2 tRNA genes and 2 rRNA genes are annotated in these 3,675 nt (G+C 50.8%); all 4 read right to left on the reverse strand.

The features are described from left to right. Positions 1-159: 159 nt before the first annotated feature. Positions 160-3,046 (reverse strand): 23S ribosomal RNA (locus tag ACIDEJ_RS15120). A 248-nt stretch (positions 3,047-3,294) separates the two neighbouring features. Then, positions 3,295-3,370: transfer RNA gene (locus tag ACIDEJ_RS15125), tRNA-Ala, on the reverse strand. 77 nt (positions 3,371-3,447) lie between these two features. Further along, positions 3,448-3,524: transfer RNA gene (locus tag ACIDEJ_RS15130), tRNA-Ile, on the reverse strand. Between the two features lie 62 nt (positions 3,525-3,586). Then, positions 3,587-3,675 (reverse strand): 16S ribosomal RNA (locus ACIDEJ_RS15135); the annotation flags it as partial.

Consider the following 3,675-nt stretch of genomic DNA (forward strand, 5'->3'; position numbering starts at 1 on the left):
CTCTCCCAGCTGAGCTAAGCGACCTTATCTCTTTCTCTAGTAGCTGTTCTCTACTTCAATCAAGTCTTGCTATTCTTTCAAGGCTTTGCGCGACCTCCAAGGAGGGAGGAAGTGCTAGAAAACATCTGGAATGTTTTCAGTAAAACCCATCTGGGTTGTATGGTTAAGCCTCTCGAGTCATTAGTACAGGTTAGCTAAACGCCTCACAACGCTTACACACCCTGCCTATCTACGTCCTGGTCTCGAACGGCTCTTCTGTGGACTCTAGGTCCAAGGGAAGACTCATCTCGGGGCTCGCTTCACGCTTAGATGCTTTCAGCGTTTATCGATTCCGAACATAGCTACCGGGCAATGCAATTGGCATCACAACCCGAACACCAGCGGTTCGTTCACTCCGGTCCTCTCGTACTAGGAGCAACCCCCCTCAATCTTCCAACGCCCACGGCAGATAGGGACCGAACTGTCTCACGACGTTCTGAACCCAGCTCGCGTACCACTTTAAATGGCGAACAGCCATACCCTTGGGACCGACTTCAGCCCCAGGATGTGATGAGCCGACATCGAGGTGCCAAACACCGCCGTCGATATGAACTCTTGGGCGGTATCAGCCTGTTATCCCCGGAGTACCTTTTATCCGTTGAGCGATGGCCCTTCCATTCAGAACCACCGGATCACTATGACCTGCTTTCGCACCTGCTCGACGTGTCTGTCTCGCAGTTAAGCTGGCTTGTGCCATTACACTAACCGTACGATGTCCGACCGTACTTAGCCAACCTTCGTGCTCCTCCGTTACTCTTTAGGAGGAGACCGCCCCAGTCAAACTACCCACCAGGCACTGTCCCTAATCCCGTTAAGGGACCCAGGTTAGAACATCAACACTGCAAGGGTGGTATTTCAAGGTCGACTCCATGAGAACTGGCGTTCCCATTTCATAGTCTCCCACCTATCCTACACATGCAGGGTCAATGTTCAGTGCCAAGCTATAGTAAAGGTTCACGGGGTCTTTCCGTCTAGCCGCGGGTATACGGCATCTTCACCGCAATTTCAACTTCACTGAGTCTCGGCTGGAGACAGCCTGGCCATCATTACGCCATTCGTGCAGGTCGGAACTTACCCGACAAGGAATTTCGCTACCTTAGGACCGTTATAGTTACGGCCGCCGTTTACCGGGGCTTCGATCATGAGCTTCTCCGAAGATGACCCAATCAATTAACCTTCCGGCACCGGGCAGGCGTCACACCGTATACTTCCTCTTGCGAGTTCGCACAGTGCTGTGTTTTTGATAAACAGTTGCAGCCAGCTGGTATCTGCGACTGCCGTCAGCTCGGGGAGCAAGTCCCTCCACCAACAGCAGCGTACCTTCTCCCGAAGTTACGGTACCATTTTGCCTAGTTCCTTCAGCCGAGTTCTCTCAAGCGCCTTGGTATTCTCTACCCGACCACCTGTGTCGGTTTGGGGTACGATTGCTACTAACCTGAAGCTTAGAAGATTTTCCTGGAAGCTTGGCATTAACCACTTCATCACCTTAGTGACTCGTCATCAGCCCTCAGTATTAGATGCCCGGATTTACCTAAGCATCCTACCTACAACCTTAAACGCGGACGACCGACGCCGCGCTGGCCTAGCCTTCTCCGTCTCTCCATCGCAGTTAGCAGCAGTACGGGAATATTAACCCGTTTCCCATCGACTACGCCTTTCGGCCTCGCCTTAGGGGTCGACTCACCCTGCCCCGATTAACGTTGGACAGGAACCCTTGGTCTTTCGGCGTGGAGGTTTTTCACCCCCATTATCGTTACTCATGTCAGCATTCGCACTTCTGATACGTCCAGTGTGGGTCTCCCCTTCACCTTCTTCCGCTTACAGAACGCTCCTCTACCGCTCATCCTAAGATGAACCCGTAGCTTCGGTGTATTGCTTAGCCCCGTTACATCTTCCGCGCAGGCCGACTCGACTAGTGAGCTATTACGCTTTCTTTAAATGATGGCTGCTTCTAAGCCAACATCCTAGCTGTCTAAGCCTTCCCACATCGTTTCCCACTTAGCAATAACTTTGGGACCTTAGCTGACGGTCTGGGTTGTTTCCCTTTTGACGACGGACGTTAGCACCCGCCGTCTGTCTCCCGGATAGTACTCATTGGTATTCGGAGTTTGCAAAGAGTTGGTAAGTCGGGATGACCCCCTAGTCTTAACAGTGCTCTACCCCCAATGGTATTCGTCCGAGGCGCTACCTAAATAGCTTTCGAGGAGAACCAGATATCTCCCGGTTTGATTGGCCTTTCACCCCCAGCCACAGGTCATCACCGTCTTTTTCAACAGACGTGTGTTCGGTCCTCCAGTTGATGTTACTCAACCTTCAACCTGCCCATGGCTAGATCACCGGGGTTCGGGTCTACACCTAGCAACTATTCGCGCAGTTAACACTCGGTTTCCCTACGGCTCCGCTATTCGCTTAACCTCGCTACTAAATGTAAGTCGCTGACCCATTATACAAAAGGTACGCAGTCACGGTCTCAAGGACCGCTCCCACTGCTTGTACGTATACGGTTTCAGGTTCTATTTCACTCCCCTCACAGGGGTTCTTTTCGCCTTTCCCTCACGGTACTGGTTCACTATCGGTCAGTCAGGAGTATTTAGCCTTGGAGGATGGTCCCCCCATCTTCAGACAACATACCACGTGTGTCGCCTTACTCGTTTTCACTTTCGGTTAGTTTTCGTGTACGGGACTATCACCCTGTACCGTTGTGCTTTCCAACACATTCCACTAACACCCCAAAAGCTTAAGGGCTGGCCCCCGTTCGCTCGCCGCTACTTAGGGGATCTCGGTTGATTTCTTTTCCTCGGGGTACTTAGATGTTTCAGTTCTCCCGGTTCGCCTCGCTACGCTATGTATTCACGTAGCGATACTTACTTATGTAAGTGGGTTCCCCCATTCGGACATCTGTGACTCAATGGGTTTTATCTCCTCGTCACAGCTTTTCGCAGATTAACACGTCCTTCATCGCCTCTGACTGCCAAGGCATCCACCGTATACGCTTAGTCGCTTAACCATACAACCCGGATGAGTTTCCTCAAACCAAGTCGCATGCACGACCCATATGGTTTTTCTTTCGCCTTGATGAATCACAAAACACTTGATTGAAGTATTTTGAGAACTCAATTTTGATTAAATATCGCTATTTAATCGCTACTATCAGCTTTCCAAATTGTTAAAGAGCAGGCTTAAAAAAGCCAAAGATAAATCTGTACTTATCTTTGGCATTTCCATGACCAGGTGAGCAATAATCTTACCAGTAAATGGTGGAGCTATGCGGGATCGAACCGCAGACCTCCTGCGTGCAAAGCAGGCGCTCTCCCAGCTGAGCTATAGCCCCATTTCCAAACGCTTCTTTCACCTAAGTCAGTGCTATGCATCATCAGTTGCACGCCTTTACCTAAGCAAAAGGAAGATTGGTGGGTCTGAGTGGACTCGAACCACCGACCTTACGCTTATCAGGCGTACGCTCTAACCACCTGAGCTACAGACCCTTATTGCTCTACATCTATCAAGCAATCTGTGTGAACACTCACAACAAACACCATCGCTTTGGTAAGGAGGTGATCCAGCCCCAGGTTCCCCTAGGGCTACCTTGTTACGACTTCACCCCAGTCATGATCCACACCGTGGTAAACGCCCCCC

The organism is Shewanella mytili (assembly GCF_046765975.1).
Lineage (GTDB): Bacteria > Pseudomonadota > Gammaproteobacteria > Enterobacterales > Shewanellaceae > Shewanella > Shewanella mytili.